The 26151-nt window shown below is 62.1% G+C and carries 35 protein-coding genes and 1 pseudogene; 32 read left to right on the forward strand and 4 right to left on the reverse strand.

Annotated features, from left to right (window positions below; genetic code table 11):
• The 21 genes from QMX89_RS10080 (at position 1) to QMX89_RS10180 (ending at position 13209) form a co-directional block, all read left to right on the forward strand.
• Positions 1 to 645, forward strand: a complete 645-nt coding sequence (locus QMX89_RS10080) for a hypothetical protein (protein ID WP_282348041.1) — start codon at positions 1 to 3, stop codon at positions 643 to 645.
• On the forward strand, positions 635 to 979 hold the full coding sequence (locus QMX89_RS10085; RefSeq protein WP_282348042.1) for a hypothetical protein: 345 nt from the start codon (positions 635 to 637) through the stop codon (positions 977 to 979). The genes QMX89_RS10080 and QMX89_RS10085 overlap by 11 nt, the downstream gene beginning before the upstream one ends.
• Complete coding sequence (locus tag QMX89_RS10090; RefSeq protein WP_282348043.1) at positions 979 to 2598, forward strand: hypothetical protein; 1620 nt, start codon at positions 979 to 981, stop codon at positions 2596 to 2598. Before QMX89_RS10085 ends, QMX89_RS10090 begins: the two co-directional genes overlap by 1 nt.
• A gap of 11 nt (positions 2599 to 2609) precedes the next feature.
• Positions 2610 to 3467, forward strand: coding sequence for a hypothetical protein (locus QMX89_RS10095; protein WP_282348044.1), 858 nt, complete (start codon positions 2610 to 2612; stop codon positions 3465 to 3467).
• A gap of 3 nt (positions 3468 to 3470) precedes the next feature.
• Positions 3471 to 4652 carry a hypothetical protein gene (locus QMX89_RS10100; protein WP_282348045.1) on the forward strand — a complete coding sequence of 394 codons (1182 nt, stop codon included), beginning with the start codon at positions 3471 to 3473 and terminating at the stop codon, positions 4650 to 4652.
• Between the two features lie 10 nt (positions 4653 to 4662).
• Positions 4663 to 5139, forward strand: a complete 477-nt coding sequence (locus tag QMX89_RS10105) for a hypothetical protein (RefSeq protein WP_282348046.1) — start codon at positions 4663 to 4665, stop codon at positions 5137 to 5139.
• A complete protein-coding gene (locus QMX89_RS10110) occupies positions 5139 to 5606 on the forward strand; it encodes a hypothetical protein (RefSeq protein ID WP_282348047.1) in 468 nt (155 codons plus the stop codon). Before QMX89_RS10105 ends, QMX89_RS10110 begins: the two co-directional genes overlap by 1 nt.
• Entirely contained in the window at positions 5603 to 6277 is a 675-nt protein-coding gene (locus QMX89_RS10115) for a hypothetical protein (protein ID WP_282348049.1), read from the forward strand. The genes QMX89_RS10110 and QMX89_RS10115 overlap by 4 nt, the downstream gene beginning before the upstream one ends.
• A gap of 152 nt (positions 6278 to 6429) precedes the next feature.
• A complete protein-coding gene (locus QMX89_RS10120) occupies positions 6430 to 7110 on the forward strand; it encodes a hypothetical protein (protein ID WP_282348051.1) in 681 nt (226 codons plus the stop codon).
• Positions 7107 to 7877 carry a hypothetical protein gene (locus QMX89_RS10125; RefSeq protein WP_282348052.1) on the forward strand — a complete coding sequence of 257 codons (771 nt, stop codon included), beginning with the start codon at positions 7107 to 7109 and terminating at the stop codon, positions 7875 to 7877. The genes QMX89_RS10120 and QMX89_RS10125 overlap by 4 nt, the downstream gene beginning before the upstream one ends.
• A 1-nt stretch (position 7878) precedes the next feature.
• Entirely contained in the window at positions 7879 to 8064 is a 186-nt protein-coding gene (locus tag QMX89_RS10130; RefSeq protein WP_282348053.1) for a hypothetical protein, read from the forward strand.
• A 79-nt stretch (positions 8065 to 8143) separates the two neighbouring features.
• Complete coding sequence (locus QMX89_RS10135; protein WP_282348054.1) at positions 8144 to 8452, forward strand: hypothetical protein; 309 nt, start codon at positions 8144 to 8146, stop codon at positions 8450 to 8452.
• A 5-nt stretch (positions 8453 to 8457) separates the two neighbouring features.
• Positions 8458 to 9174 (forward strand): hypothetical protein, encoded by a 717-nt coding sequence (locus QMX89_RS10140; protein WP_282348055.1) that lies wholly within the window; start codon positions 8458 to 8460, stop codon positions 9172 to 9174.
• Positions 9171 to 9365 (forward strand): hypothetical protein, encoded by a 195-nt coding sequence (locus QMX89_RS10145; protein WP_282348056.1) that lies wholly within the window; start codon positions 9171 to 9173, stop codon positions 9363 to 9365. The genes QMX89_RS10140 and QMX89_RS10145 overlap by 4 nt, the downstream gene beginning before the upstream one ends.
• Positions 9362 to 9820, forward strand: a complete 459-nt coding sequence (locus QMX89_RS10150; RefSeq protein WP_282348057.1) for a hypothetical protein — start codon at positions 9362 to 9364, stop codon at positions 9818 to 9820. Before QMX89_RS10145 ends, QMX89_RS10150 begins: the two co-directional genes overlap by 4 nt.
• Entirely contained in the window at positions 9810 to 10238 is a 429-nt protein-coding gene (locus QMX89_RS10155; protein WP_282348058.1) for a hypothetical protein, read from the forward strand. The genes QMX89_RS10150 and QMX89_RS10155 overlap by 11 nt, the downstream gene beginning before the upstream one ends.
• Complete coding sequence (locus tag QMX89_RS10160; protein WP_282348059.1) at positions 10235 to 10621, forward strand: hypothetical protein; 387 nt, start codon at positions 10235 to 10237, stop codon at positions 10619 to 10621. Before QMX89_RS10155 ends, QMX89_RS10160 begins: the two co-directional genes overlap by 4 nt.
• A gap of 78 nt (positions 10622 to 10699) precedes the next feature.
• Positions 10700 to 10876 (forward strand): CopG family transcriptional regulator, encoded by a 177-nt coding sequence (locus QMX89_RS10165; protein WP_282348060.1) that lies wholly within the window; start codon positions 10700 to 10702, stop codon positions 10874 to 10876.
• 385 nt (positions 10877 to 11261) lie between these two features.
• Positions 11262 to 11543: a hypothetical protein gene (locus tag QMX89_RS10170; RefSeq protein WP_282348061.1), complete on the forward strand. Its 282-nt coding sequence runs from the start codon at positions 11262 to 11264 to the stop codon at positions 11541 to 11543.
• Between the two features lie 3 nt (positions 11544 to 11546).
• Entirely contained in the window at positions 11547 to 11951 is a 405-nt protein-coding gene (locus tag QMX89_RS10175) for a hypothetical protein (RefSeq protein WP_282348062.1), read from the forward strand.
• A gap of 112 nt (positions 11952 to 12063) precedes the next feature.
• Positions 12064 to 13209 (forward strand): site-specific integrase, encoded by a 1146-nt coding sequence (locus tag QMX89_RS10180; RefSeq protein ID WP_282348063.1) that lies wholly within the window; start codon positions 12064 to 12066, stop codon positions 13207 to 13209.
• Between the two features lie 524 nt (positions 13210 to 13733).
• On the opposite strand, the gene QMX89_RS10185 is transcribed toward QMX89_RS10180, so the two are convergent.
• Positions 13734 to 14168, reverse strand: coding sequence for a mercury resistance transcriptional regulator MerR (locus QMX89_RS10185; protein ID WP_003131969.1), 435 nt, complete (start codon positions 14166 to 14168; stop codon positions 13734 to 13736).
• Between the two features lie 71 nt (positions 14169 to 14239).
• On the opposite strand from QMX89_RS10185, the gene merT reads away from it, so the two are divergent.
• The 9 genes from merT (at position 14240) to QMX89_RS10230 (ending at position 22243) form a co-directional block, all read left to right on the forward strand.
• On the forward strand, positions 14240 to 14590 hold the full coding sequence (merT, locus tag QMX89_RS10190) for a mercuric ion transporter MerT (RefSeq protein WP_003131974.1): 351 nt from the start codon (positions 14240 to 14242) through the stop codon (positions 14588 to 14590).
• A gap of 12 nt (positions 14591 to 14602) precedes the next feature.
• A complete protein-coding gene (merP, locus tag QMX89_RS10195) occupies positions 14603 to 14878 on the forward strand; it encodes a mercury resistance system periplasmic binding protein MerP (RefSeq protein ID WP_003131987.1) in 276 nt (91 codons plus the stop codon).
• A 71-nt stretch (positions 14879 to 14949) separates the two neighbouring features.
• A complete protein-coding gene (merA, locus tag QMX89_RS10200) occupies positions 14950 to 16635 on the forward strand; it encodes a mercury(II) reductase (RefSeq protein ID WP_003156770.1) in 1686 nt (561 codons plus the stop codon).
• 17 nt (positions 16636 to 16652) lie between these two features.
• Positions 16653 to 17018 (forward strand): mercury resistance co-regulator MerD, encoded by a 366-nt coding sequence (gene merD / locus QMX89_RS10205; protein WP_000995360.1) that lies wholly within the window; start codon positions 16653 to 16655, stop codon positions 17016 to 17018.
• On the forward strand, positions 17015 to 17251 hold the full coding sequence (merE, locus tag QMX89_RS10210) for a broad-spectrum mercury transporter MerE (RefSeq protein ID WP_003132004.1): 237 nt from the start codon (positions 17015 to 17017) through the stop codon (positions 17249 to 17251). Before merD ends, merE begins: the two co-directional genes overlap by 4 nt.
• Positions 17248 to 18237 carry a DUF3330 domain-containing protein gene (locus QMX89_RS10215; protein ID WP_003132006.1) on the forward strand — a complete coding sequence of 330 codons (990 nt, stop codon included), beginning with the start codon at positions 17248 to 17250 and terminating at the stop codon, positions 18235 to 18237. The genes merE and QMX89_RS10215 overlap by 4 nt, the downstream gene beginning before the upstream one ends.
• A 175-nt stretch (positions 18238 to 18412) precedes the next feature.
• Positions 18413 to 18973: a recombinase family protein gene (locus tag QMX89_RS10220; protein WP_001161490.1), complete on the forward strand. Its 561-nt coding sequence runs from the start codon at positions 18413 to 18415 to the stop codon at positions 18971 to 18973.
• Between the two features lie 3 nt (positions 18974 to 18976).
• The gene (locus tag QMX89_RS10225; RefSeq protein ID WP_001138014.1) at positions 18977 to 21943 is read left to right on the forward strand and encodes a Tn3-like element TnAs1 family transposase; all 2967 of its coding nucleotides are present in this window, start codon (positions 18977 to 18979) and stop codon (positions 21941 to 21943) included.
• A 57-nt stretch (positions 21944 to 22000) separates the two neighbouring features.
• Positions 22001 to 22243, forward strand: a complete 243-nt coding sequence (locus QMX89_RS10230; protein WP_000844627.1) for a transposase — start codon at positions 22001 to 22003, stop codon at positions 22241 to 22243.
• Positions 22244 to 22274: 31 nt separating this feature from the next.
• Here the strand turns inward: QMX89_RS10230 and tetR(A) are convergent, their stop codons facing one another.
• Positions 22275 to 22925 carry a tetracycline resistance transcriptional repressor TetR(A) gene (tetR(A), locus tag QMX89_RS10235; RefSeq protein WP_000164043.1) on the reverse strand — a complete coding sequence of 217 codons (651 nt, stop codon included), beginning with the start codon at positions 22923 to 22925 and terminating at the stop codon, positions 22275 to 22277.
• A 105-nt stretch (positions 22926 to 23030) separates the two neighbouring features.
• Between tetR(A) and tet(A) the strand changes: the two genes are divergently transcribed.
• The gene (gene tet(A), locus QMX89_RS10240) at positions 23031 to 24230 is read left to right on the forward strand and encodes a tetracycline efflux MFS transporter Tet(A) (protein ID WP_000804064.1); all 1200 of its coding nucleotides are present in this window, start codon (positions 23031 to 23033) and stop codon (positions 24228 to 24230) included.
• A gap of 31 nt (positions 24231 to 24261) precedes the next feature.
• Here the strand turns inward: tet(A) and QMX89_RS10245 are convergent, their stop codons facing one another.
• Both QMX89_RS10245 and QMX89_RS10250 read right to left on the reverse strand, forming a co-directional pair.
• On the reverse strand, positions 24262 to 25146 hold the full coding sequence (locus QMX89_RS10245) for an EamA family transporter (protein ID WP_000058717.1): 885 nt from the start codon (positions 25144 to 25146) through the stop codon (positions 24262 to 24264).
• A gap of 137 nt (positions 25147 to 25283) precedes the next feature.
• Positions 25284 to 25676, reverse strand: coding sequence for an isochorismatase family cysteine hydrolase (locus tag QMX89_RS10250; protein WP_001351729.1), 393 nt, complete (start codon positions 25674 to 25676; stop codon positions 25284 to 25286).
• A gap of 3 nt (positions 25677 to 25679) precedes the next feature.
• Here QMX89_RS10250 and QMX89_RS10255 point away from each other — a divergent pair.
• Positions 25680 to 26024 (forward strand): annotated as a pseudogene (locus QMX89_RS10255) (Tn3 family transposase); the annotation flags it as partial.
• Positions 26025 to 26151 lie beyond the last annotated feature (127 nt).

The following is a 26151-nucleotide window of genomic DNA, read 5'->3' on the forward strand; positions in this document are numbered from 1 at the left end:
ATGGCGACCACGCCTACGGCCAAAGCAAGCACGCGCAAGCCTGCTGCTGCCAAGGCCAAGCCGGTCGCCACTGCCACTCAAGACAAGGCCGCCGATTCGGCGGCTTTGTTGCTTGTGGGCGGTGGTGAATCGAACACCCCAAACCAAAACGCTGACTCTGGTGCAGCCTCTCAAGGCCCCGGCGGCCTGCCAGGCGCGTCTGACAATGCCGATGCGTCCGACAGCGCTTCTACAGCCCCTGCAGGCGATGGCACCGGCGATGCTTCGGCAGCGCCCCCTGCAACCCCTCCTGCATCGACAGAGAGCGACACCCCGGCAGATGAAGCGCCAGCGGATGAAACACCAGCAGAGCCTGCGCCAGGGCCCGAGAGCGGCGCCGACGAGGCCGTAACGAGCCCAGGTGAGGCCGAGGTGCAGATTCCTGCGCCGGTGCTGCTCATGCGCCGCGTATCCAACTCGCTGCACGAGCCTATCCACATTCCAGGCACCAGCGTGACCGTGGAGGCCCTGCAGACGATCGAGGTCCAGTTTCGCGACGAGCGACACCGCGCCGCTGTTCATAGCTCGCTGGAGCAGCTGAGCGTGTTGCGTGGCTGGACTACCACGTACGGCGTGCATTGGGAGGTCGAGGATCATGGCGAGTAAAAAAGCTGTGGCACCGGCTACCGGCCCCGACGTGAGCAAGGGTGAGCTGGGCAAAGGCCTGGACGCGGCCGCGATCACGACCCAGCTGCTGAGCCAGTCACCCGTATTCCCCGTGACCATTCAGGTGACCAACGCCCTGCCGCGCACTCTGGTCATCGCCCAGGCCGTGCCAGCGCTCGTGATCGACTCGGAAATGAGCGTCGAGCACACCTGTCACAGCCACGGCCAGCTGTACGACGTGGTTTTCGGAATAGTCGCCACGGCCGACGTTCTGGACCAAGAGAAAATCGGCACCGTCACCGTCGTTACGCCGGTCGTTCAAGGAGCGTCATAATGTCTTCCATTCCTTTTTCTCGCGACAAGATCGTTTACCGGTCGGGCGTCCAGCTGCTAGCGCTGCAGGACAATACCGGCGGTGGCGTGATTCAGAACACCGACCAGATCGTGGCGACCCTCGGCCGCTTCGAGCGTGGCCCGATCGACCGCGCTTTTCTGGTCGATGCCAGCACTCGCCAGCGCATGCTCGGCCAGGCCAGTTCCACCTTGGCCAGCGCCCTGAATGAGGCGCACATTCAGCTGTATGAGAGCCTTGATGCTGGCACCTATCAAATGGTCGTCTCGCGTCTTGCTCCTGCGGCTGCGAAAAACAACCTGATGGTGGCCACCCTCGGGGCTGACAAGAAAGGCGCCTGGGCCGTGGCGGAAACCGCACCGGGCAATTTCCTGGTGAGCGTCAAGCACCTGGAATGCTTCAACGATGGCGTGAAAATCGGCATCTACGCGCCGGAAAGTCGCACCGACCAGGGCGTGCTGCAGCCTTCCACCGAGGTGGTCATTCGCTTGCTCGATGCGAAGACGGGCGAACCTTTGTTCGACGACTTCCAGGGCTCGCTGCTGGCCAGCGCCAAGAATCAATCGGGCATGAGCTCATTCCTGCCGGCAGTCGTTTCCGGGCTGACCGAAATGGTCGAGGTGGCCGTGGGCAACGGCCAATCGGTACCCACCGATGCCGACTTCTACGGCTACGATAACAACGGCAATGAGAAGTGGGTTTTTGCCACCCTGAACTATTTCAGCGAAGGCGGCACTGCCTACGCCTCGACCGACTACGACGCGGCAATCACTCGCCTGTTCGACACCGATATCGGCTGGGGCTACTTGCACGGTGGCGGTACGCAAAACGTCTCGCTCCTGTCCAAGCTGTCGGCCTTCGCGACCAAGACCAACAAGCCATTCCCGTTCGACGTTCCGGGCAACCTGTCGGCCGACGCTGCGATCGCTTTCGTGCAGAACCTGGGCATCGACAGCCACTATCCGGTCGCTTTCTGGTGTCCTGTTCTGGCTGATGATCCGCTCAACGGCGGCAAGGCCTACATCGGTGCATCGGGCGTGCATTTGGGCATGCGCTGTGCGCGTAACGCGGTCACCGACGCCAACGGCGTAGCACCCAAGCATCGGCCAGTAGCCGGCGCAGCGTTTCCGATCACCAACCGCACCGGCGCCCGCCAGATGCGCAAGCTCGATGATCCGACCCTGGACAAACTCGCCAAGGCCAAGATCAACCCTGTGTGCTTCGAGACCTACTCCTCGGGCAGCAAACTGGTGTTCCGCGACAGCCTGACCTGCGCCAAGACCAACGGCGACAAGTCGCTGTCCTCGGTTGCAGAAATGTCGGCATCTGTGGATGACGCGGTGACTGCATTCGAGAAGGAAGTGCTGCAGGGCCCGATGGACGAGGCCATCAGCAAGAGCAAAAACTTCATCGAAAACGCCTTCGAAGCCCTGCAGATCGCCGGGTGGTTCGTTCCATCCGATGACCTCAAAGGCTCGGCCTACAAGGCGACTATCTCGGCGAACCCCCAGGCGCCCAAGCAAAAGATGGATACGCGCTACTCGATCGCCTACCAGGGCGTTGCGCGCGTTATCACCGTCGGCCAGACCCTTTCCAAGTAAGGAGTAGATCCATGTCCACTTTTCTTCGCAGTGTCCTGATGGCAGCCCGCATGGGCTCGCCGGTCGCGGCCGCCAGCGCCAAAGCTGCGGCGGCCCAGGCTGCGCTCGACTCGGCCAACCAGAACGCCGAGCAGAACCCTAACGATGACGCGGCGCGCCTGCTTGCCGAACAGGCAAAGCTCGACGCTGCCAATGCCGATCAGCAGGCCCAAGAGGCCGCGCAGGTTGCTGCCGCTGTCGAACAGGCCAAGCTCGATGCGGCGGCGCAGGCGAACATGCGCCTGGATTCGAGCGAGCCTTTTGCTGATCAGTGGATCGCTGCGCACTCCCAGGAGCTCGCTGCGTCTGCTGTGCTGCAGTGGGCTGAGACCGATGACCTGGGTGAAGGCGAAGGCTACGCCGATCGCCTGTTGTCGCTGCTGGTGGGCGCGGTCGATGAAGATATCGACGGCGAACTCAGCGACATGGAGCAGGACGACCTGCTGGAGCTGGCCGACTCTGCTGCTGAATACCTGTCGAGCCTGGGCGTATCCGACGACGACCTCGATGCTCTGCTCAACGAGTGGGACAACGACGCCGGCGAGCGCGTGCAGGAGCTGGTGGCTTCCAAGCTGGGCAACGATGCCGACGCTTCCGACTTCGTATTCGGCGACGGCAGCGACGAGGCCGCGCTCGATGCGGTGTACAAGCGCACTGTCGCGGTACGCAAGGGCAAGAAGGTGCGCATCAACAAGCGCGTCTCCGGCACTGTGCGCTTGAGCTCGGCGCAGAAAATCGCGGTGGCCAAAATGCGCCGCAAGAGTAATACCGGTATCGCCAAGCTGCGCCGTGCCAAATCGATGCGCGTACGCGCCAAGATGGGTATCTAAGCCATGGCGAGCGTGTTCGACCAGGCCACCGAAATCGCCCGCAAGGCGGCTGCCGGCACGGTCCAGGGCGCGCGCTCGCTGGCGCGCGAGCTCACTGGCGAGGTGACCGGTACCGCAAGCGACTTGCTCGCTCGCGGCAATGGCGCAGCGCTCACGGTCGAAGGCATTGTGTCCGACCCGATCGGGGCGGTGGGTAGCGTGGCGGGCAGTGTTGCGGGCGCGGCAAAGCAAGCCGCTGCGTTCGTGACCGGCACCACGGTGGGCACTCTGGTAAGCGGTGTCGGCTCCGAGATTATCGGCGCCGCCAGCAGCCAGGGCGGCCTGCTCGGCACCGTGGCAGGCATTGTCGGGGGCGTGGGCGCCAATCAGGCGGCCGACGTCACCTGGGGCAAGCTCAACCCCAAATTGATCGCCAATTTCTTCGCCTGCAACTCAGCCGGCAGCCTCAACGCCGGTGAGGGATTCGTGAATGCGCCGATCACCGACGCCAACATTGAATTCGTCATGAACTGGCAGTCGCCGTTTGAAAGCGTGGGTCCTGAAAGCAAGGCGCCGGCGCTGATGGCCATGCTGCAGACGGGCCAATTCGCCACCGTTATCAACGCGCTGCAGACCGTGCTGCCTGATGCTCTGGCGGGCGCAAACGGCTTGCTCAATGACACGGCGAACAAGGCGCGGGACGTGGCGTCGGCGATCGAGGGGCGTACCGGTATTACCAAGCTCAACAGCCGCCAAGTGTTCTCCGGGATGCCGCCGATCAAGATCAATTTGACGCTGCACCTTCGTGCGCTCAAGGACCCGGAAAGGGAGATTTATCAGTACTACCAGCGCTTGTTACGCTGGTCCCTGCCGCAAATATTGGCGGCCGACGGTGCATTGTCGAACATCATCCAGCAAGGCGGTGCCGTGGGCTCAACAGCTGCCAATAGCGGTGTTGCGCAGGCGGCCAGGTCCTCGGGTGACGCGACGATCAAGGCGCTTTTTCCTTCGATAGCCCCCCTTATGGTCGGCATGACTTATGGCGGCCAGGTGTTCAAGCCAATGGTGCTCGAATCCATCAGCAATCCGCTCGATGGCCCTCGGTACCGAGACGGAAAGTATGTGTATCTGCCGGTGCAGGTCACCCTTTCTTCACTGACAGCGCTCGATCGCAGCGACGTCGCCAAGATGTTTCTAAATTTTTAAGGGGTACACCATGTCCGTTAGCAGCCCGGAATATCTCAAGGAGCTGTTCGACCAGCAGATGGCACTGGGCGATAAGTCCATTTCTTCCGACTTCACTGTCGTCCTGGACGGCTTTGAAAACCTCATGATCCTGTTCAAGCAGTTTCCGACACCGGTGCTGAGCTCGCAGGGTGAGATTGAGGTGCCAGGTCCAATGGGCACCAAGGTCTGGCAGATGCAGCAGGTCTCAACTGCATTGCAAGGTCCGGTGGCCATGTTTGAGACCAAGCGTCAGGACTTCCGCAAGATGCAGCGCCGGCTGATTAGCCAGGGCGGTGTCATCGCCAGCGGCCGCGTCTACGAAGGCACCCCACAAAACAACACCGGCAGCTACCGCATCAAGAATATCGGTTTCGTGTGGGACACCCTGGATCGCGACGTTGAAAACCGCACCCAGGTAGTGACACCGACCGGTACCGTCTTCTACCACTACCACGATGAAGACTAATGCGGTGCTCTGACCTGCTGGCGGCGTTCCTTGCCGAGCGCCCGCTGGGCAACATCCTCACGGATGAACAGATCGAGCGGCACCTCAAAAACGCCATTCGGTTCTACTGCGGCTGGGCCACCCTGGTAAACGCCCCGAGCGCTTTCCAGGTGGCGCAGGCCGAGGCGCGCATTGCCGGTGCTGACCTGTTGTTCCCTGAGCCTGGCCAGGCTGTGCATTCGCCCGTGGATGCCAGCAACCGGGTCGCTGGCGAGCAGGACTTTGACCTGAGCCCCAGCGAATACGCCCTGATCTGGCCCCTGTTCCGGCTGTATGTGGAGCGCGAGGATGCGATCGGCCTGGAATCGTCCAGGAGCCTGGGCATCGAGCAATACGGGCGCAGCACCGCCGAGGTCGAGGCGGCGATTGCGGCCTATGAGGAAATGCTGCCCAAGCGTGCCTTCATGTATGAGGTCATCACCATATGAGCGTGTTCGAAAAGGCCGCCAATCAGGTAGCGCAAAACTACCTCTCCAAGCTGGGCCAGGTATCCCCCCTGGTCAAGTTTGGTACCGACCTGCTCAGCAGCAAGCTCACCAGTCGGGTCAAGGCTGGCAAGCATGTGCTCACCGGCGGCCTTTCGCTGAGCAACTACCGCAAGACGCTCGACGAGTTCGCCAGAATCGACCTGACGCGCAAAAATCTGTTCATGTTCAACGCGGTGAACGTCACCAGCGGCACCGCACCGGACCTGAATATGTTTGTCATCGACTACAACGTTTCGCCCTTCACAGCGCGAGGCGAGCAGGTGACGATCGGCGCCGGCTCGTTCGACAACGTGAGCGGAGTGGAGGCAGTGCGCTTGTCTGTCACCACCTACGACGACCTGGGCGGCTCGATTAAAACGTGGTTCAAGAACCTCAAGCGCATCATGGCGCCAGGTGATGGGACCGTGGGCCTTCCCTTGGACTACCTGGTGCGCATCACGCTCACCAGCGCCTTTGCCAACAGCAAGGCCGAAGGGTCGGACGGTGCCTACATCGACACCTGGATTATGCGGCCCGAGGCGATCGAGCACGAGGGTAGCCGGCGCGAGGATGGCATGCAGGAGCTGCGCCTGTCGTTTGTGCAGTGGGACACCTTTAGCAGTTTGGTCTGATATCTTTTATGGGGCCTTTCGCCCCATAAATGCAACTGCATTACCATCCCTTCGATATTGAAAGTATATCATTTTGGGAAAGTACGCCCCGAGCGTACTGCCCTAGGCCCATAGCATTTGCAGGTCATCAGTCACCTTGCGACTTGCAGCCCATGTCCCTATTTAGTGTTCCCCTCGGCGACGTCGAGGCATGCATCAGCCCCCGCCGTACTGCACCCGTGGTTCCACTCGACGACGATGGCAAGCGATTCGCTTTGTTCATGGTTTACGGCGAAGGCTTGTATCGCAACTGTGTGACCATCGGCACCGCCTGGATGAAAGGGCGCGGCACTGAGGCCGACGAGCGCTACGCGGCCGTGTGCATGGCTGGCCAGTGCAATGACACCAAGACACTGCTCGACGCCCTGGATGGGTCTCCCCTGAGCCGGCATACGCCCATCTTCGTCAACAAGCGCGGTCGCGGGGCCATCTTGTACCAAGGGCTACGCAAACGTGGCTGGTGCCGTGTGTACTGTGTGAGCGACGCGGTGGAGTGTCTGGAGCAGGGAAATAGCCGGCGGTGCTCCAACTTGCGTGCGCAGTGCCACGCGGATATGCGTAACGCCATCATCGAGGGGCGGGTCAGTTTCAGCGGCCAGCTGGCCGAACTGCTGCCAGTGCAGGGTGTTCGCGCCCGCTACACCTTCGACGAGCGCGGGCGTTACGTCTCCCCTGAGCGCTCGCGTCTGGCTCGACTGGTGGGCACTGGTGACACCACCGCCTGGGACACGGCCGCAATGGCCTTCCTTGATAGCGCCTATGACTTGTCCTATCCAACTGGAAACGCCGCATGAATTTCACCCCCTACCGCACGCCGCGCCTGGAGGTGCAGCTGCGTGAGCTGAGCCTGGGCCAGTCCATTGCCATCTGTGGGCGCTCTTCAGCGCGTCACGAGGCCAATACCACTTACGCCCTGCAGTGCATCGTCCAGCCGGCCGAGCGCTACATTGAGGGCCGCGTGGAGGATCCGCGCCTGTGGACCGTTGAGGAGCGCGGCGCTGTGCTCGCGCATTACCTGGCGCACACCATCGGCCCGACATTCAGCATTGGCGATACGGGCACTTTCCCCGATTACCTGTATGCCGGCCAGACCACGGCCGAGGAGATTTACATAGGCCCAGTGGGCGACGATGAATGGTACCTGTCGCCGCTGCTGGGCTATCAGGCCGAGGCCATCGAACGGATTATTATTGGCCAGCGGGTGGAACTACCAGACGGCAGCGGCAAGCTGGTGGGTCGAGTCGGCTGGATTATCGGCGCTATGGCTTGCCAGCTGCGTCGCGGCCAAGAGGAGCCCCTGGAGGATATCGGCGCGGACGAGTTCGACGAATGGCTTGAGGAGCGCATGGCGTTCCTGCTGGTCTACGGCGACAACGACTCGGCGGATCTGCGCGAGGCATTCATGGCCGCCAGATTCACCCAGCGCCACCTGCTCAATGCCCACTTCAACGATGAAGGCGTCGTGTTTGTGTCGGAGGTGCCGGGGCGTCCCTCGGCCCGATTTCCGGTATCCGATCTGCTCAGCGAGCGAACAGCGCGCTTTCTCGGAGTCGCTGCGTGAGGTGCGCGCCGAGCTGGTGATGTATGCCGGCCAGCCCTTTGACGTGGCCAGCGCCATGAGCATGGGTGACGCCCGATCGTTGCTTGATAGCAAGACGATGGACGGCTGGAAGAAAGCCCGCGACAACCAGACCGCGATATTGATTGGCATCAACAACCGGCTCGACAGCCTGATCCGCGCGCGCTGATCGGTGAGCGGGAAAGCGCCGCCCTGCCACCTGGTGGGGCGCCGGCACACTGAACCTGTCTTTCCTAGAGGTTCATCCCATGACGACCGTTCGACGCATCAAATCACTGGGCGATAAAAGCGCATGGCTGCTGATACTGCCCGCTTCCCTCCTCCTGTTTGCCCTGGATCCGTCCATGATCAAGACGGTTGCCGTCTGGATCCTGGTATCCCTGGTGCTGGCGGGGGCGGCAATCGTGGTATCGCGCATCACCTTCCCTCAAATCGTGTTCGGCGACCTGCTCATTCGTGCAGTAGCAGGCAATCGCGCCTGCGCCATCGTGCTCGCCGCCCTGATCTGCACCTGGGGTCTGATCTTCCTGAGTCTGGTGCTGTGGGCGCGCGGCTAAGGCGTGTGCGGGGCCTGCTGGTAGGCCTGGCCCTGGCCGCCTTCACCGCCTGCAATGGGGGTGCCCCTGCCTACGCTACCCAGTACGTGCCGCCGGCAGCGCTGGAGCTGCTGCCAGTGCTGGTCGAGCAGCAGCGCGCCATCTGGCCCGACGCTCCCCTGCCCTCGTTCCTGGCCGGCCAGATCGAGCAGGAGTCTTGCATTTCGCTCAAGCACAGCAAGTGCTGGAATCCTCGCGCCGAGCTCAAGACCGCACGAGAAAACGGCATAGGCCTGGGGCAGTTCACGCGCGCCTACCGTGCCGATGGCTCGATCCGTTTCGACACCATCAAGAACCTGGCCAACACCTACGACAGCCTGCGCGATTGGAGCTGGGAAACGCGCTATGACCCGCGCTACCAGATCACAGCCTTGGTGGAAATGGACAAGGGCATCTACGAGCGCCAGCGCAACACTGCCAATGACCTGGAGCGATTGAAATTCACCCTGTCCGCCTACAACGGCGGCGAGGCGGGCCTGCTGCAGGATCGTTTGCTGTGCCGCAATACCACTGGGTGCGACCCCGCACGCTGGACCGGAAACGTGGCGTTGTACAGCCTCAAGTCCAAGCGCCCCCAGGCGGGATATGGACAGTCTTTTTTCAGCATCAACCGCGAATACGTGGCGAATGTCCTGGAACTGAGACGCTACAAATACGTTTCCTACTTCGAGGATTCGCCATGAGCGAAGAGAAAATTCACGCGCTGGACGTTGCTCGTGTCGAGCACGACTATCGCCTCAAACGGGTCGAGGAGCTGATCACCAAAACGATCACCGTCGAACAATTCTCCATCGTCAAGCTGCTGGTTTACGGGCTGGCGACAATCATTCTCATGGCCTTTGGCACGGCCCTGGTTAAGGTGGTTATCAAATGAAAAAGGCCATTACCCCCGCCTACGTCTGCCCTGCCCTGCTGCTGGTGATCATCGCCGGCCTGGGCATTGCTCTGCTGGTGGCCAGCTCCGGCACCCAGCCGTTCAAGGTCCGCAATATCGGCATCGAAAACGCCGGCGGCGCTCCACAAATGCAATTCTCGGCCGGCGAGCTGGTAGGCATTCGCCGGGAGGTCTGCACGCAAAGCGATACGGCGATCGAGTTTTTTCCTTCGCTACGTCGCACCGCCGGCGGCCTGGTCGCCCTACCTCAAGGCGCAGTGTTCATGAATCAGGGCTGCCGGGAGACGGTGTACCTGTTCTCCCTGCCGAGCAACCTGCCACCGGGCAAATACGAGTACGACAACCTGGTGAAGTATCAAAGCAACCTGATCGGACGGGACGAGCAGACCGTTTACCCGCCCCTGGAGCTGGAGGTGGTCGCCCATGCTGAATAATACCGTTCGCCTCATTATCGGTTTCGCCCTGGTCTCGGCGCTGTCCTATGCAGCGCTCACATTGAGCTCGTGGTACGACGCCTATTCGGCGCTGGGTAGCGCGCAGGCCGAGGCCAAGGCCCTGCGCGACAAGTACGACGAGCGAACGCAGCAGACCATCGAGACCCTGCGTGACAATCAGGAGCTCAAGGGTACGGTCGGCGACCTCAAGCTGCAGATCCAGGCGCAGAACCATGCCGTGGAGCTGGCCAGCCAGCAATCGCAAGCAGCCCAGGCGCAACAGGAGCAAGCCCGTACTTACGCTGCACGACTGCAGGATCAGTCCCAGGCCCGCATAAGGCTGCTCGAATCGGACCTGCAGGACGCGACGAAAACAGTCTCCGACATGCTCGATAACAACTGGAAGCAGCAGCCATGATGACCGTGAAACGTTCACCGCCCACAGCGGGTCGGGTCCTGCTTGGGCAGTTCGGGGTCTGTGCATTCGGCCTGGTTGCAACCCTCGCAGTGGCCAGCCTGATCGCTGGTTGCCAGACGGTACAGCCGGCCGAGACACGTCAGACCGTGCCCACCGAAACCGTCCAGGTGCAGGTGCCGATCGCCGTACCCTGCATCAAGGAGAAGCCGGCGCCGGTCGAATATGGCTGGCGCAAAGGGCCGTTGCCAGTAGGCAAGGACGAGGCTGATACGCTCAAAATCAAGGTGGGGATCTTGCTCAAGGATGCCGAGCTGGCCAAGGCCCGCGATCAGGCCTGGGAGGCGGCAACTGTCGGGTGCCTTGTAACGCCTCCTGGACCCTGATGGTTTTCGGAATGCAGCCCCGAGACACGGCGTGGCGCCGATTTACCATGGCGCCATAACCGATAGAAGGCTCTCACCATGAATCGCATCCTTGTTGACCTGCTGCCCGAGCAGATCGAAGGCTTGAACCAGCTCAAGAAGACGAGCAAGCGGACCCGTGCGGCGTTGATCCGCGAAGCCGTCGCCCAGTACCTGGTCGCGAGCTCGAAAACGAGCTCAGTCGTTACGCCGAAATCCGATGCTTTTGCCGCCTGATTACCCAGCCGACGCCGGGGTGGCAGGTTAGGTAAGTCATTGAAACGCAACGGGCTGTAACGGCTTGCATAGCCGTTGCGCGCGGCGCGCCGGGCGGCTGAAACCCGCGCCACTCTTGACCTATAGCGTTACGCTGCGTGAAATCCAGAGCGGCAACAAGGGTATAGGGCTGCAGATTTCGCGTAGGAGCATCAGGTACGGTCTCCCCTGCCATGGTCATAAGCACCGGGCTCATGCGTCAGCAACCACAGTGAAACTCTCACGTCAACCCCGCACTTGACAAATCGCACTTTGTGATATACATTAGATATCACTCCTCACCGAGATACCCGAGGAGTTTTACCAAATGGCATGCCAATAGGCCCGTCACACCTGGAGTACAGCTATGACCCTCACCGCCGAAAACGCCGGCAGTGTTCTTTTGCGATATCGCAAGCAGGACACTCCCACCGGTGTAAGCAGCTCGACTATCGATCTGCTTGCCCAGCAAACCGGCCTGAGCAAAACCGAAGTTATTCACCTCGCACTACGTCAGATGGCCGACCGCTGCCTGCCCAAATACGAGTTGGACGACGGACCATTAACCGACGCTCAACATGCCGCGATCCGTGCCGCCAGCCGTGCAACGAACATCCCGGAGGAGCGCTTTACTAAGAGGCTATTCTGAAACATGACATACCAATTCACCCCACTACCTGAGCCAGGCGATATCGTCTGGTGCTATTTCCCACACCAAGAAGACGCTGGCGCTCCCGGCCCCAAGGAGCGCCCCGCTCTGGTGATCCGTGTGTCCGAAGCTGATCATGCCGTACAGGTGGCATACGGCACCTCGAAGCGGACCCACCAGATCCATAAGGGTGAATTCGTGATGGACCCCGCCGATGGCGGATTTCAAATCAGCGGCCTGAGCGTACGGACCAAGTTCGACCTCAATCGTCGCGAACAGCTGTATTTCGATGCTGAGTACTTCGCCCCTGCCCCAGGCGTACATACTCAATCCCCGCTGCCCAAGATGGGTACAATGCACTCCAGTTACTACGCAGAGCTGCAGAAGGCTGCCAGCCAGATAACCTAGAAAAAGCGTCTGTTAGAACCTGGAGAAAACCGGCTGCGGCCGGTTTTTGTGTGTCTGCGGCCGTGAAATCCGCTAGGGTGTAAACAGATATCAATCACTCAGCACATTCAGCATGGCCACTAAACGCATACGCGGTGATCGGTGGGAATTCACCATCAAGCGCAAGAAGATCCTGGACCGCCCTTTCTCCATATCATTCGACACCGAGGCCGAAGGCATAGCAGTCTGCGCACGCATCGAGCAGCAGCTGGACGCGGGCATTATCCCGCCTGAAATCCGCGACCGCGCGACGGCGAACAAGGACAAAGTAGAAACCATCCTGCAGGCAGTGCGCCGCTATGAGCTGGCGATGGCGGTACCGGACTCAGATCGCCTTTTGCTCGACACCCTGGTGGGTCAAATAGGGCACATCCGCCTGGAACGCATCACCTATCCTTGGGTAGAGGCCTGGATCACTGACCTCAAGCGCGAGCAGGTGTTGGCTCCTACGACCATACGCCACTATGCCGGCGCCTTGTGCCGCTGCCTGGACTACCATGTCCGCCGTGAGACCATCGAGCGCAACCCTATCCGGCTCCTGCCCAAGAAATTCGCCAGCTACAACGATGCCGATCGCCAGGCCGTCCAGGCCAAGGGCGAATCAGCACGCTATGACGTCACCCGCGATCGCCGCCTGGACGAGCTGGAGGAGCCGCGCATACGCGCCGTGCTATCGGGCAGTCCGATGCCTGGTATTTCCGTACGGCCGGTCCTGGTTGATAACCGGGCAGCTCTCACCCTGGTGTTCGAGCTGGCCCTTGAAACCAGCATGCGGATGCGTGAAATCTACACACTGACCCGCGCACAGGTGAATCTGGCCAAGCGCACGGTCTACCTGGAGCGGACCAAAAACGGCAGCTCGCGGCAGGTGCCGCTATCGACGGTTGCCCTGGCCAAGTTCAAGAGCTACTTCGCCTCGTTCGAGCGGCCACTTTCGCCAAGTGAATTGCTATTTCCCTGGTGGAGCGGCAACCAAGAAAACAAGGAGCTGCGCAGCGTCTCCTCGGACCTGTCAAAGCAATTCGCGAAGGTGTTCGAAGCGGCCGGCTGTCCGGATCTGCATTTTCATGACCTGCGCCACGAGGCCATTTGCCGGCTGTTCGAGCGCACGACCCTGCAGCCGATGATGATCGCCAGGATCAGCGGGCACAGTTCGCCCAAACTCTTGCAGCGCTATCTGAGCTTGCGAGGTAGCGACCTGGCAGAACACTTGTGGTAGTGGAGCAATCCCCAATAGGTATGCTTTCAATATTGCTTCACACCGCTTTCAGTTTATGACCTGTATTACAACGATCGATATTGTTATGGGCGGGTTGAGCGGTGGCGCCTGTACAAGGGGTGCAATAACGCTGCCGATAACGGTGCCGATGGCGCTGGTTAAGACGCCGATGAAAATCTGTTGAAGGTAGTGCATGGTCGGGTATCCCGATTTCACTTTGGGATACCAATTAGATGATCACGACTGTGCGCCATCCACTTGTGGGAAATTCAGCAGAAGCCTGCAAAGCTATCACGACAGTTTCCAAGTAAAGGGCTGCAGCTCGCCGGCAGTATTTATGTGCCACAATACTGGCAATGCATACAGTATTCGAGATACCGCCATGCCTCCAAACCTTCCCCCATTCAAGGCGGGGGAACCGCAGAATTCGGAAAAAATCGTACGCTAAGCTAACGGTGTTCTCGTGACAGCTCTTTGACTAGGCTTTCTAAGGGGTCGTCTCAGAAAACGGAAAATAAAGCACGCTAAGGCATAGCCGAACCTGCCAAGCTTGCTCCACCCTGTAGTGACGCGATCAGCGGGCAGGAAACGTTCCCCCTTCGCGCATGGCAGGCGCACACCAACTCAGACAGCACGGCCTCCATGCGCGCCAGGTCAGCCATTTTCTCGCGCACGTCCTTGAGCTTGTGCTCGGCCAGACTGCTGGCTTCCTCGCAATGGGTGCCATCCTCCAGCCGCAGCAGCTCGGCGATCTCATCCAGGCTGAAGCCCAGCCGCTGGGCTGATTTCACGAAGCGCACCCGCGTTACATCCGCCTCGCCATAGCGGCGGATGCTGCCATAGGGCTTGTCAGGCTCCAGCAACAAGCCCTTGCGCTGATAGAAACGGATGGTCTCCACATTGACCCCGGCCGCCTTGGCGAAAACGCCAATGGTCAGGTTCTCCAAATTGTTTTCCATATCGCTTGACTCCGTACATGAGTACGGAAGTAAGGTTACGCTATCCAATTTCAATTCGAAAGGACAAGCGCATGTCTGAACCAAAAACCGGGCGCGGCGCGCTCTTCACTGGAGGGCTTGCCGCCATCCTCGCCTCGGCTTGCTGCCTCGGGCCGTTGGTTCTGATCGCCTTGGGGTTCAGCGGCGCTTGGATCGGCAACTTGGCGGTGTTGGAACCCTATCGCCCCATCTTTATCGGCGTGGCGCTGGTGGCGTTGTTCTTCGCCTGGCGGCGCATCTACCGGCAGGCAGCGGCCTGCAAACCGGGTGAGGTCTGCGCGATTCCCCAAGTGCGAGCTACTTACAAGCTCATTTTCTGGATCGTGGCCGCGCTGGTTCTGGTCGCGCTCGGATTTCCCTACGTCATGCCATTTTTCTACTGATCGGAGTTCACCATGAAGAAACTGTTTGCCTCCCTCGCCCTCGCCGCCGTTGTTGCCCCCGTCTGGGCCGCCACCCAGACCGTCACGCTGTCCGTACCGGGCATGACCTGCTCCGCCTGCCCGATCACTGTCAAGAAGGCGATTTCCAAGGTCGAAGGCGTCAGCAAAGTTGACGTGACTTTCGAGACACGCCAAGCGGTCGTCACCTTCGACGATGCCAAGACCAGCGTGCAGAAGCTGACCAAGGCAACCGCAGACGCGGGCTATCCGTCCAGCGTCAAGCAGTGAGTCACTGAAAACGGCACCGCAGCACAACGGACGTCATTGTCTGGCGCCACAAACGATAAAGGATCTGTTGCATGACCCATCTAAAAATCACCGGCATGACTTGCGACTCGTGCGCGGCGCACGTCAAGGAAGCGCTGGAAAAAGTGCCAGGCGTGCAGTCGGCGCTGGTGTCCTATCCGAAGGGCACAGCGCAACTCGCCATCGTGCCGGGCACATCGCCGGACGCGCTGACTGCCGCCGTGGCCGGACTGGGCTACAAGGCAACGCTAGCCGATGCGCCACTGGCGGACAACCGCGTCGGACTGCTCGACAAGGTGCGGGGATGGATGGCCGCCGCCGAAAAGCACAGTGGCAACGAGCCCCCGGTGCAGGTAGCGGTCATTGGCAGCGGTGGAGCCGCGATGGCGGCGGCGCTGAAGGCCGTCGAGCAAGGCGCGCAGGTCACGCTGATCGAGCGCGGCACCATCGGCGGCACCTGCGTCAATGTCGGCTGTGTGCCGTCCAAGATCATGATCCGCGCCGCCCACATCGCCCATCTGCGCCGGGAAAGCCCGTTCGATGGCGGTATTGCGGCAACTGTGCCTACGATTGACCGCAGTAAGCTGCTGGCCCAGCAGCAGGCCCGCGTCGACGAACTGCGGCACGCCAAGTACGAAGGCATCCTGGGCGGTAATCCGGCCATCACCGTTGTGCACGGTGAGGCGCGCTTCAAGGACGACCAGAGCCTTACCGTCCGTTTGAACGAGGGTGGCGAGCGCGTCGTGATGTTCGACCGCTGCCTGGTCGCCACGGGTGCCAGCCCGGCGGTCCCGCCGATTCCGGGCTTGAAAGAGTCACCCTACTGGACTTCCACCGAGGCCCTGGCGAGCGACACCATTCCCGAACGCCTTGCCGTAATCGGCTCGTCGGTGGTGGCGCTGGAGCTGGCGCAAGCCTTTGCCCGGCTGGGCAGCAAGGTCACGGTCCTGGCGCGCAATACCTTGTTCTTCCGTGAAGACCCGGCCATCGGCGAGGCGGTGACAGCCGCTTTCCGTGCCGAGGGCATCGAGGTGCTGGAGCACACGCAAGCCAGCCAGGTCGCCCATATGGACGGTGAATTCGTGCTGACCACCACGCACGGTGAATTGCGCGCCGACAAACTGCTGGTTGCCACCGGTCGGACACCGAACACGCGCAGCCTCGCGCTGGACGCAGCGGGGGTCACTGTCAATGCGCAAGGTGCCATCGTCATCGACCAAGGCATGCGCACGAGCAACCCGAACATCTACGCGGCCGGCGACTGCACCGACCAGCCGCAGTTCGTCTATGTGGCGGCAGCGGCCGGCACCCGTGCCGCGATCAACATGACCGGCGGCGATGCGGCGCTCGACCTGACCGCAATGCCGGCCGTGGTGTTCACCGATCCGCAAGTGGCGACCGTGGGCTACAGCGAGGCGGAAGCCCACCACGACGGGATCGAGACCGACAGCCGCACCTTGACCTTGGACAACGTGCCGCGTGCGCTCGCCAACTTCGACACACGCGGCTTCATCAAGTTGGTTATCGAGGAAGGCAGCCATCGGCTGATCGGCGTACAGGCGGTCGCGCCGGAAGCGGGTGAACTGATCCAGACGGCGGCTCTGGCCATTCGCAACCGCATGACGGTGCAGGAACTGGCCGACCAGTTGTTCCCCTACCTGACGATGGTCGAGGGGTTGAAGCTCGCGGCGCAGACCTTCAACAAGGATGTGAAGCAGCTTTCCTGCTGCGCCGGGTGAGAAAAAGGAGGTGTTCAATGAACGCCTACACGGTGTCCCGGCTGGCTCTTGATGCCGGGGTGAGCGTGCATATCGTGCGCGACTACCTGCTGCGCGGATTGCTGCGCCCGGTGGCGTGCACACCAGGCGGCTACGGCTTGTTCGATGACGCCGCCTTGCAACGGCTGTGCTTCGTGCGGGCGGCCTTCGAGGCGGGCATCGGCCTCGACGCGCTGGCGCGGCTGTGCCGGGCGCTGGATGCGGCGGACGGCGACGAAGCGGCCGCGCAGCTTGCCCTGCTGCGTCAGTTCGTCGAGCGTCGGCGCGAAGCGTTGGCCGATCTGGAAGTGCAGTTGGCCACCCTGCCGACCGAGCCGGCACAGCACGCGGAGAGTCTGCCATGAACAACCCCGAGCGCTTGCCGTCCGAGACGCACAAACCGATCACCGGCTACCTGTGGGGCGGACTGGCTGTGCTGACTTGCCCCTGCCACCTGCCCATCCTCGCTGTCGTGCTGGCCGGCACAACCGCCGGTGCTTTCCTCGGCGAGCATTGGGTCATCGCGGCGCTCGGTTTGACCGGCCTGTTCCTTCTGTCCCTGTCGCGGGCGTTGCGGGCATTCAGGGAAAGAGAATGAGCGCTTTCCGGCCGGATGGATGGACGACGCCGGAACTGGCCCAAGCGGTCGAGCGCGGGCAGCTTGAACTGCACTACCAGCCCGTCGTCGATCTGCGCAGTGGTGGGATTGTCGGCGCGGAAGCCCTGTTGCGCTGGCGTCATCCGACGCTTGGACTATTGCCACCGGGCCAGTTCCTGCCCGTGGTCGAATCGTCCGGCCTGATGCCTGAAATCGGCGCTTGGGTGCTGGGCGAAGCCTGCCGCCAGATGCGTGACTGGCGAATGCTGGCATGGCGACCGTTCCGGCTGGCCGTCAATGTTTCGGCGAGCCAAGTGGGACCGGACTTCGACGGGTGGGTAAAGGGCGTGCTGGCTGATGCCGAGTTGCCCGCCGAGTATCTCGAAATCGAGCTGACCGAATCGGTCGCGTTTGGTGATCCGGCGATCTTCCCCGCCCTGGACGCCTTGCGGCAGATCGGTGTGCGCTTCGCCGCCGATGACTTCGGGACGGGGTATTCCTGTCTGCAACATCTGAAGTGCTGCCCAATCAGCACGCTCAAGATCGACCAATCGTTTGTCGCCGGGCTCGCCAACGACCGCCGCGACCAAACCATCGTGCACACCGTGATTCAGCTTGCGCACGGGCTGGGCATGGATGTGGTGGCTGAAGGCGTGGAAACATCGGCGAGTCTTGATCTATTGCGACAAGCGGACTGCGACACAGGACAAGGCTTCCTGTTCGCGAAGCCAATGCCGGCGGCGGCATTCGCCGTCTTCGTCAGTCAATGGAGGGGTGCCACCATGAATGCAAGTGACTCGACCACCACCAGTTGCTGCGTGTGCTGCAAGGAAATCCCGCTCGATGCCGCCTTCACCCCGGAAGGCGCGGAATACGTCGAGCACTTCTGCGGGTTGGAGTGTTATCAACGCTTCGAAGCGCGTGCCAAGACAGGGAACGAAACCGATGCCGATCCGAACGCCTGCGACTCGCTACCGTCAGATTGAGGCATACCCTAACTTGATGTCAGGCAGGGCCGCGCCGCTTCGTCAGAATAGAGTCTGCTTTCCCATTTTTTGACACATGCCCGCGAAGGTTATAGATTTCAGCCTGACAGAAATGGGCTTTGAGGCACAACGGAACAGAAAGTGCACTTAAGCCGCCTTCAACCAAGGAGACATCGTGCAGGGGCACCGCATCGGCTACGTCCGGGTCAGCAGCTTTGACCAGAACCCGGAACGCCAGCTGGAACAAACCCAGGTGAGCAAGGTGTTCACCGACAAGGCATCGGGCAAGGACACCCAGCGCCCCCAGCTCGAAGCGCTGCTGAGCTTCGTCCGCGAAGGCGATACAGTGGTGGTGCACAGCATGGATCGGCTGGCCCGCAACCTCGATGACCTGCGTCGCTTGGTACAGAAGCTGACTCAGCGCGGCGTGCGCATCGAGTTCCTGAAGGAGGGCCTGGTGTTCACTGGCGAGGACTCGCCGATGGCCAACCTGATGCTGTCGGTGATGGGGGCCTTCGCTGAGTTCGAGCGCGCCCTGATCCGCGAGCGGCAGCGTGAGGGCATCGCCTTGGCCAAGCAGCGTGGCGCGTACCGGGGCCGCAAGAAAGCCCTGTCCGATGAGCAGGCTGCTACCCTGCGGCAGCGAGCGACGGCCGGCGAGCCCAAGGCGCAGCTTGCCCGCGAGTTCAACATCAGCCGGGAAACCCTCTACCAGTACCTCCGCACGGACGACTGACACATGCCGCGTCGCTTGATCCTCTCGGCCACGGAGCGGGACACCCTGCTTGCGCTGCCGGAAAGCCAGGATGACCTGATCCGCTACTACACCTTCAACGACTCCGACCTGTCGCTGATCCGCCAGCGACGCGGCGACGCCAACCGCCTCGGCTTCGCCGTGCAGCTCTGCCTGCTGCGCTACCCCGGTTACGCGCTGGGAACCGACAGCGAGCTGCCCGAGCCGGTCATCCTGTGGGTGGCGAAGCAAGTCCAGGCCGAGCCGGCGAGCTGGGCAAAGTACGGCGAGCGCGACGTGACCCGTCGCGAGCATGCCCAGGAACTGCGCACCTACCTGCAACTGGCCCCGTTCGGCCTGTCCGACTTCCGCGCCCTGGTGCGCGAGCTAACCGAGCTGGCCCAGCAGACCGACAAAGGCTTGCTGCTGGCCGGTCAGGCCCTGGAGAGCCTACGGCAGAAACGACGCATCCTGCCGGCGCTGAGCGTGATTGACCGGGCCTGCTCGGAAGCCATTGCGCGAGCCAATCGGCGGGTCTACCGCGCCCTGGTCGAACCACTCACGGACTCGCATCGGGCCAAGCTGGACGAGCTGTTGAAGCTCAAGGCCGGCAGCAGCATCACCTGGTTGACCTGGCTGCGCCAGGCACCGCTGAAACCCAACTCTCGGCACATGCTGGAACACATCGAGCGGCTGAAGACATTTCAGTTGGTGGACTTGCCCGAAGGCCTGGGCCGGCACATCCACCAGAACCGCCTGCTCAAGCTGGCCCGCGAGGGTGGGCAGATGACGCCCAAAGACCTCGGTAAGTTCGAGCCGCAGCGCCGCTACGCGACCCTGGCCGCCGTGGTGCTGGAGAGCACCGCGACCGTGATCGATGAGCTGGTCGATCTGCATGACCGCATCCTGGTCAAGCTGTTCAGCGGCGCGAAGCACAAGCATCAGCAGCAGTTCCAGAAGCAGGGCAAGGCGATCAACGACAAGGTGCGCCTGTACTCCAGGATCGGCCAGGCGCTGCTGGAAGCGAAGGAAAGCGGCAGCGACCCCTATGCCGCCATCGAGGCGGTGATTCCCTGGGACGAGTTCACCGAGAGCGTCAGCGAGGCCGAGCTGCTGGCCCGGCCGGAAGGCTTCGACCACCTGCACCTGGTCGGCGAGAACTTCGCCACCCTGCGCCGTTACACGCCGGCCTTGCTGGAGGTGCTGGAACTGCGCGCCGCGCCGGCCGCGCAAGGCGTGCTGGCAGCCGTGCAGACCCTGCGTGAGATGAACGCCGACAACCTGCGCAAGGTGCCGGCCGATGCACCCACGGCCTTCATCAAGCCGCGCTGGAAGCCGCTGGTGATCACCCCGGAAGGCCTCGACCGGAAATTCTACGAAATCTGCGCCCTGTCCGAGCTGAAGAACGCCCTGCGCTCCGGCGACATCTGGGTCAAGGGCTCGCGGCAGTTCCGCGACTTCGACGACTACCTGCTGCCGGCCGAGAAGTTCGCCGCACTCAAGCGCGAGCAGGCCCTGCCCCTGGCGATCAACCCGAACAGCGACCAGTACCTGGAAGAGCGTTTGCAGCTGCTGGACGAGCAGTTGGCCACCGTCACCCGCCTGGCCAAGGACAACGAGCTGCCCGATGCCATCCTCACCGAGTCAGGGCTGAAAATCACCCCGCTGGATGCGGCGGTGCCGGATCGGGCGCAGGCGCTGATCGACCAAACCAGCCAGTTACTGCCGCGCATCAAGATCACCGAACTGCTGATGGACGTGGACGACTGGACGGGCTTCAGCCGCCACTTCACCCACTTGAAGGACGGGGCCGAGGCCAAAGACAGGACGTTGCTGCTGTCCGCAATCCTCGGTGATGCGATCAACCTCGGGCTGACCAAGATGGCCGAGTCGAGCCCCGGCCTGACCTACGCCAAGCTGTCCTGGCTGCAAGCCTGGCACATCCGCGACGAAACCTATTCGGCGGCCTTGGCCGAGCTGGTCAACCACCAGTATCGCCACGCCTTTGCCGCCCACTGGGGCGACGGCACGACCTCATCCTCCGATGGCCAGCGCTTCCGCGCGGGTGGCCGGGGCGAGAGCACCGGGCACGTCAACCCGAAGTACGGTAGCGAGCCGGGACGGCTGTTCTATACCCATATCTCCGACCAGTACGCGCCGTTCAGCACCCGCGTGGTGAATGTCGGCGTCCGCGATTCCACCTATGTGCTCGACGGCCTGCTGTACCACGAGTCCGACCTGCGGATCGAGGAGCACTACACCGACACGGCCGGCTTCACCGATCACGTCTTTGCCCTGATGCACCTGCTAGGCTTCCGCTTCGCGCCGCGCATCCGCGACCTCGGCGAAACCAAGCTGTACGTGCCGCAGGGCGTGCAAGCCTACCCGACGTTGCGCCCGCTGATCGGCGGCACCCTGAACATCAAGCACGTGCGTGCCCACTGGGACGACATCCTGCGCCTGGCCAGCTCGATCAAGCAGGGCACCGTCACCGCCTCGCTGATGCTGCGCAAGCTCGGCAGCTACCCGCGCCAGAACGGACTGGCCGTGGCCCTGCGCGAGCTGGGCCGGATCGAGCGCACGCTGTTCATCCTGGACTGGCTGCAAAGTGTTGAACTGCGCCGCCGCGTGCATGCCGGCCTGAACAAAGGTGAGGCGCGCAACTCGCTGGCCAGGGCGGTGTTCTTCAACCGCCTTGGGGAAATCAGGGATCGGAGCTTCGAGCAGCAGCGCTACCGGGCCAGCGGCCTCAACCTGGTGACGGCGGCTATCGTGCTGTGGAACACGGTGTACCTGGAACGCGCCACCCAGGGGTTGGTCGAGGCCGGCAAGCCGGTGGACGGCGAGCTGCTGCAATTCCTGTCGCCGCTGGGCTGGGAGCACATCAACCTAACCGGCGATTACGTCTGGCGGCAGAGCCGCAGACTGGAAGACGGGAAGTTTCGGCCCTTACGGATGCCCGGAAAACCTTAGCGTACGATTTTTTCCGAATTCTGCGGGCTCCCCTATCTCATCTGCGCAAGGCAGAACGTGAAGACGGCCGCCCTGGACCTCGCCCGCGAGCGCCAGGCGCACGAGGCCGGCGCGCGGACCCGCGCCACGGCCCACGAGCGGACGCCGCAGCAGGAGCGCCAGAAGGCCGCCAGAGAGGCCGAGCGCGGCCGTGAGGCTTGGACGCTAGGGCAGGGCATGAAAAAGCCCGTAGCGGGCTGCTACGGGCGTCTGACGCGGTGGAAAGGGGGAGGGGATGTTGTCTACATGGCTCTGCTGTAGTGAGTGGGTTGCGCTCCGGCAGCGGTCCTGATCAATCGTCACCCTTTCTCGGTCCTTCAACGTTCCTGACAACGAGCCTCCTTTTCGCCAATCCATCGACAATCACCGCGAGTCCCTGCTCGAACGCTGCGTCCGGACCGGCTTCGTCGAAGGCGTCTATCGCGGCCCGCAACAGCGGCGAGAGCGGAGCCTGTTCAACGGTGCCGCCGCGCTCGCCGGCATCGCTGTCGCCGGCCTGCTCCTCAAGCACGGCCCCAACAGTGAAGTAGCTGATTGTCATCAGCGCATTGACGGCGTCCCCGGCCGAAAAACCCGCCTCGCAGAGGAAGCGAAGCTGCGCGTCGGCCGTTTCCATCTGCGGTGCGCCCGGTCGCGTGCCGGCATGGATGCGCGCGCCATCGCGGTAGGCGAGCAGCGCCTGCCTGAAGCTGCGGGCATTCCCGATCAGAAATGAGCGCCAGTCGTCGTCGGCTCTCGGCACCGAATGCGTATGATTCTCCGCCAGCATGGCTTCGGCCAGTGCGTCGAGCAGCGCCCGCTTGTTCCTGAAGTGCCAGTAAAGCGCCGGCTGCTGAACCCCCAACCGTTCCGCCAGTTTGCGTGTCGTCAGACCGTCTACGCCGACCTCGTTCAACAGGTCCAGGGCGGCACGGATCACTGTATTCGGCTGCAACTTTGTCATGCTTGACACTTTATCACTGATAAACATAATATGTCCACCAACTTATCAGTGATAAAGAATCCGCGCGTTCAATCGGACCAGCGGAGGCTGGTCCGGAGGCCAGACGTGAAACCCAACAGACCCCTGATCGTAATTCTGAGCACTGTCGCGCTCGACGCTGTCGGCATCGGCCTGATTATGCCGGTGCTGCCGGGCCTCCTGCGCGATCTGGTTCACTCGAACGACGTCACCGCCCACTATGGCATTCTGCTGGCGCTGTATGCGTTGATGCAATTTGCCTGCGCACCTGTGCTGGGCGCGCTGTCGGATCGTTTCGGGCGGCGGCCGGTCTTGCTCGTCTCGCTGGCCGGCGCTGCTGTCGACTACGCCATCATGGCGACGGCGCCTTTCCTTTGGGTTCTCTATATCGGGCGGATCGTGGCCGGCATCACCGGGGCGACTGGGGCGGTAGCCGGCGCTTATATTGCCGATATCACTGATGGCGATGAGCGCGCGCGGCACTTCGGCTTCATGAGCGCCTGTTTCGGGTTCGGGATGGTCGCGGGACCTGTGCTCGGTGGGCTGATGGGCGGTTTCTCCCCCCACGCTCCGTTCTTCGCCGCGGCAGCCTTGAACGGCCTCAATTTCCTGACGGGCTGTTTCCTTTTGCCGGAGTCGCACAAAGGCGAACGCCGGCCGTTACGCCGGGAGGCTCTCAACCCGCTCGCTTCGTTCCGGTGGGCCCGGGGCATGACCGTCGTCGCCGCCCTGATGGCGGTCTTCTTCATCATGCAACTTGTCGGACAGGTGCCGGCCGCGCTTTGGGTCATTTTCGGCGAGGATCGCTTTCACTGGGACGCGACCACGATCGGCATTTCGCTTGCCGCATTTGGCATTCTGCATTCACTCGCCCAGGCAATGATCACCGGCCCTGTAGCCGCCCGGCTCGGCGAAAGGCGGGCACTCATGCTCGGAATGATTGCCGACGGCACAGGCTACATCCTGCTTGCCTTCGCGACACGGGGATGGATGGCGTTCCCGATCATGGTCCTGCTTGCTTCGGGTGGCATCGGAATGCCGGCGCTGCAAGCAATGTTGTCCAGGCAGGTGGATGAGGAACGTCAGGGGCAGCTGCAAGGCTCACTGGCGGCGCTCACCAGCCTGACCTCGATCGTCGGACCCCTCCTCTTCACGGCGATCTATGCGGCTTCTATAACAACGTGGAACGGGTGGGCATGGATTGCAGGCGCTGCCCTCTACTTGCTCTGCCTGCCGGCGCTGCGTCGCGGGCTTTGGAGCGGCGCAGGGCAACGAGCCGATCGCTGATCGTGGAAACGATAGGCCTATGCCATGCGGGTCAAGGCGACTTCCGGCAAGCTATACGCGCCCTAGGAGTGCGGTTGGAACGTTGGCCCAGCCAGATACTCCCGATCACGAGCAGGACGCCGATGATTTGAAGCGCACTCAGCGTCTGATCCAAGAACAACCATCCTAGCAACACGGCGGTCCCCGGGCTGAGAAAGCCCAGTAAGGAAACAACTGTAGGTTCGAGTCGCGAGATCCCCCGGAACCAAAGGAAGTAGGTTAAACCCGCTCCGATCAGGCCGAGCCACGCCAGGCCGAGAACATTGGTTCCTGTAGGCATCGGGATTGGCGGATCAAACACTAAAGCTACTGGAACGAGCAGAAGTCCTCCGGCCGCCAGTTGCCAGGCGGTAAAGGTGAGCAGAGGCACGGGAGGTTGCCACTTGCGGGTCAGCACGGTTCCGAACGCCATGGAAACCGCCCCCGCCAGGCCCGCTGCGACGCCGACAGGATCTAGCGCTGCGTTTGGTGTCAACACCAACAGCGCCACGCCCGCAGTTCCGCAAATAGCCCCCAGGACCGCCATCAATCGTATCGGGCTACCTAGCAGAGCGGCAGAGATGAACACGACCATCAGCGGCTGCACAGCGCCTACCGTCGCCGCGACCCCGCCCGGCAGGCGGTAGACCGAAATAAACAACAAGCTCCAGAATAGCGAAATATTAAGTGCGCCGAGGATGAAGATGCGCATCCACCAGATTCCCGTTGGAATCTGTCGGACGATCATCACGAGCAATAAACCCGCCGGCAACGCCCGCAGCATCGCGACCGTCATCGGTGAGAAGTTCGGCAGGTATTGGGTGGTGACAATGTAGGTGCTGCCCCAAATGGCAGGTGCTATCGCTGTGAACAATAAATCGGGCGTGCGTAATGACATGCGATTACAAGACCTCCGCTACGGCGATGGGTTTTTGAGAGTTGCAGGCGCCGCGATGACCGCACCCTGACTTGGACTGGCCCTGCCTCGCACCAATCCACCTGCGGCTATGGCCGCGATCATGCGAGGCCCGAAAATTACACGACCTGTACACGTCCGCCGAACCCGGAACGCAACAGAGCTTCGTGGGCATCCCGATCCGGGTCGTAGCAGCAGTCCTGGACCAAACGCACGTCGTAGTCCGCATCACTAGCCCAGGCGACGCTTGAAAGAACAACGCCGGTGGTGCTTATCCCGGCCATGACAAGCGTGCTTACGCCGCGCGTCCGAAGGTCGGCGTCGAGCGCCGTGCCATAAAAGACGCTGGCTCGCGGACATGCATAGAAAAGGTCGCCCCGTTCGATCGCAAGCCCTTCGACGGGCAGACCGGTGCGAAATCGTCCGCTCGGGAGATACGGTGAGATTTGGCGATTCGTCGCCGGCGGCGCATGTTCATACTCTTCGCCGAGCGAAAAGTTGGGGAACAGCACGGGCCGGCCGCGCAAGGCGTGCTGGCAGCCGTGCAGACCCTGCGTGAGATGAACGCCGACAACCTGCGCAAGGTGCCGGCCGATGCACCCACGGCCTTCATCAAGCCGCGCTGGAAGCCGCTGGTGATCACCCCGGAAGGCCTCGACCGGAAATTCTACGAAATCTGCGCCCTGTCCGAGCTGAAGAACGCCCTGCGCTCCGGCGACATCTGGGTCAAGGGCTCGCGGCAGTTCCGCGACTTCGACGACTACCTGCTGCCGGCCGAGAAGTTCGCCGCACTCAAGCGCGAGCAGGCCCTGCCCCTGGCGATCAACCCGAACAGCGACCAGTACCTGGAAGAGCGTTTGGGGGTTTGGGGAGCAATGGAACCAAAAACCAACGTAAGCTCTGAATCCCACCGTAAAGGGGCTTTCCGATCTCCAGCTCACCCGCCAGGCATTACTCTCTGATCAGTGCCTCGATGATCGGGCAGAT

This window comes from Pseudomonas sp. PS01301 (genome assembly GCF_029960215.1).
Lineage (GTDB): Bacteria > Pseudomonadota > Gammaproteobacteria > Pseudomonadales > Pseudomonadaceae > Aquipseudomonas > Aquipseudomonas coleopterorum.